The organism is Schwartzia sp. (in: firmicutes) (genome assembly GCF_978017985.1).
Window position 1 is genome coordinate 1 of the sequence record NZ_CDXDFU010000109.1, and the last position, 2347, is coordinate 2347.

The following is a 2347-nucleotide window of genomic DNA, read 5'->3' on the forward strand; positions in this document are numbered from 1 at the left end:
CACAAAGAAAGAGGCACCATCGGCGCCTCATCTCTTTTTGCATGCTTCTATTATATTACAGTTTTTGAAAAAGTCAAATGGTCAATAGCGATTCTTTCTTCTGAACCGCGGGAGCAAAAAACCATTTTTTCCGCTGCTGAGTGTACTCCGCGGAATAAAACAAACGCCCCTGCCCAATCAAGGGCAGGGGCGTTCATTTTATATTCTGTTTAATGCTGCCTGCGTCCGAGACCCCACTCATTCGCAATGTTTAATCTAAGAGCTGCTTCTTTCTAATGATAATGACTTTTTGCCGAATTGTTGTATTGTCTTCAGGCCTCTATCCCATTTTTGCCGATATAGGTATGATTCACGCCACACCGGCAACGCACTGCATCTTGCAATAACCGAACCGCCATATGTCCGGCTGCTTATCCGGCATCTGTCATATCAGGACGCCGACCTCCGTGCCGGCACCTGTAAGAAAGCTATAATTTCGTACGGCAGTAAGAACAGCTCCTCTTCTAATCCGGCATACGATACGATTCGTATTCACCTCCCTGCCGTATCCCCGGATAAAAACGCTGCAATTAAAATACTATATATTAGATTGTAGCATTTTAAGCAGAAAAAAGACAGAATATTTGTCAAAGATGATTTTTTGCGATTAATTTTCGCAGTCTAATGTCTGCCCTGTGAAAATCAAACATCATACGAACGCTCAAGCTTAACAAGCCATACGCCGTTTGTATGGTCGTATGTACGAATAACAGTATGATCTTCGTACAAATAAAGCGAATTGGAATACAAAGTTTTTGCATCCATGGTTGGATTATGAATGTCGACCAGATTATCATTAAACCTGTTCACGCTGTCATCGGCATAGCTGTCGTTTGTCGGCGGCGTGTGAGTATGCCCCGAAAGCCACAGACTTCCTTTAGGACAGCTGGCAAGGACAGCCTTCAGCTTACCCTCAGGCTGCGCCGTCATAGACGGAGTATTTATTTTCTTCCAGTAGTTTCTAAGCGTTCCCATCAGCGGAGCATGACAGAAGAACAGCATTGTCTTGTCCTGATTGGCGGAAATCTCTTTTTCCATCCACGAAAGCTGTGCATCAGAAAGCTCAATATTTTTGCTTGTACATGCATCGGGAGCAAGATACAAAAGACGATATCTTCCAACCGTACGGGCATAATATACATCAGGCAGATTATATCTCCGTGTAAAAGCCGCCAGCTTCCTGCACCGCTCCTCATACGTTCCCCGCTGCAGACTCCCGTCCGGGCCCGGATCGTCCCTGTATGCGTAGTCATGATTTCCTGCAACGGCATACCATGGAGCCTTAATCTCAGATAGGAATTCATCAACGCAGGCAAACTCATATTCCTTCCCATAACGGGCCGCCAAATCTCCGAGAAGGGCAACCTCGTCCACATCTTCCCAGCTGTTTATGTTGGCAATCAGCTTTTGCTTTTGTTCCCAAATATAAGTCTGCTGCTTTATCTCAGGGAAGCTTTTCCTGCGCCACGGCAGATGCAAATCGCTCAAAAGTACAATGTGGTAGTAGTCCCGCTTCGGAGCAGAGACCGCAGTCCCCGGCCATCTGTACCAGCCGCCAAACAGCCAGCCTGCTCCCATAGCCATCAACCGCAAAAATTCACGTCTGTTCATAAAAACCTCCTGCAGTACTACAGAAAAACCTCCGGTGTAAACAATTTTAGTGTATCACACATTTCATGTCCACAGAGTCACTCAATCATGCCCTCTGATTTAACTTTATCCAAGAGTGCCCTGCAGCCCCACACCACATCAGAATACGTTTTGTCGAAGTCGCCTGTATACCACGGGTCAGCTACATCACGCCGCTCTCCGCAAAGCTCCATAAGCCGGAATACCTTATGCTCGGTATCTGCACCGACAATATACGAAATATCCTCCATATTTTCCGTGTCCATACCGACAATATAATCCCAGTCCGCATACTCCTCGCGGGTGAGCTGACGCGCACGACGGTGCTCAAAGGGAATACCGTGTTTAGTCAGCACCTCCCGGGTACCACGGTGCACATCATGCCCGATTTCCTCGGTCGTAGTGGCAGCCGAAGCAATAACAAACTCATCCTCCAGCCCCTCCCGGCGCACAAGATCCTTCATAACAAACTCGCACATTGGCGAACGGCAAATATTGCCGTGACAAACGAATAGTATTTTTATGGGTGACATAATTTACCTCCCTATATCCCGAATCTCCTTATTATCCCTCACAAAACAGTATATCCCGCATTTGACAAAACATTAAGCGCTCTGTCAAAATTCTCCTTTTTCACAAGAATATAGTCTGTGTTATATGTGGATACCGCAAAAATGCC

4 protein-coding genes are annotated in these 2347 nt (G+C 46.4%); 1 reads left to right on the forward strand and 3 read right to left on the reverse strand.

Features of this window, described 5'->3' with window-relative positions; translation table 11 throughout:
• Positions 1 to 213, forward strand: a 213-nt coding sequence (locus ACY69O_RS04975) for a hypothetical protein (protein WP_462332361.1), incomplete at its 5' end; no start/stop codon positions are given.
• A 468-nt stretch (positions 214 to 681) separates the two neighbouring features.
• Here ACY69O_RS04975 and ACY69O_RS04980 read toward each other — a convergent pair.
• The 3 genes from ACY69O_RS04980 to ACY69O_RS04990 all read right to left on the reverse strand — a co-directional run bounded on the left by ACY69O_RS04980 (position 682) and on the right by ACY69O_RS04990 (position 2344).
• Positions 682 to 1650 (reverse strand): metallophosphoesterase family protein, encoded by a 969-nt coding sequence (locus ACY69O_RS04980; protein ID WP_462332362.1) that lies wholly within the window; start codon positions 1648 to 1650, stop codon positions 682 to 684.
• A gap of 77 nt (positions 1651 to 1727) precedes the next feature.
• The gene (locus tag ACY69O_RS04985; protein WP_462332363.1) at positions 1728 to 2201 is read right to left on the reverse strand and encodes a low molecular weight protein-tyrosine-phosphatase; all 474 of its coding nucleotides are present in this window, start codon (positions 2199 to 2201) and stop codon (positions 1728 to 1730) included.
• A 38-nt stretch (positions 2202 to 2239) separates the two neighbouring features.
• Positions 2240 to 2344, reverse strand: a complete 105-nt coding sequence (locus ACY69O_RS04990) for an ACT domain-containing protein (RefSeq protein ID WP_462332364.1) — start codon at positions 2342 to 2344, stop codon at positions 2240 to 2242.
• Positions 2345 to 2347 lie beyond the last annotated feature (3 nt).

Excerpts from the sequence above, each read along its gene's own strand:
- ACY69O_RS04980 (WP_462332362.1), bottom strand. The coding sequence starts at position 1,650 with ATGAACAGACGTGAATTTTTGCGGTTGATGGCTATGGGAGCAGGCTGG.
- ACY69O_RS04985 (WP_462332363.1), bottom strand. The coding sequence starts at position 2,201 with ATGTCACCCATAAAAATACTATTCGTTTGTCACGGCAATATTTGCCGT.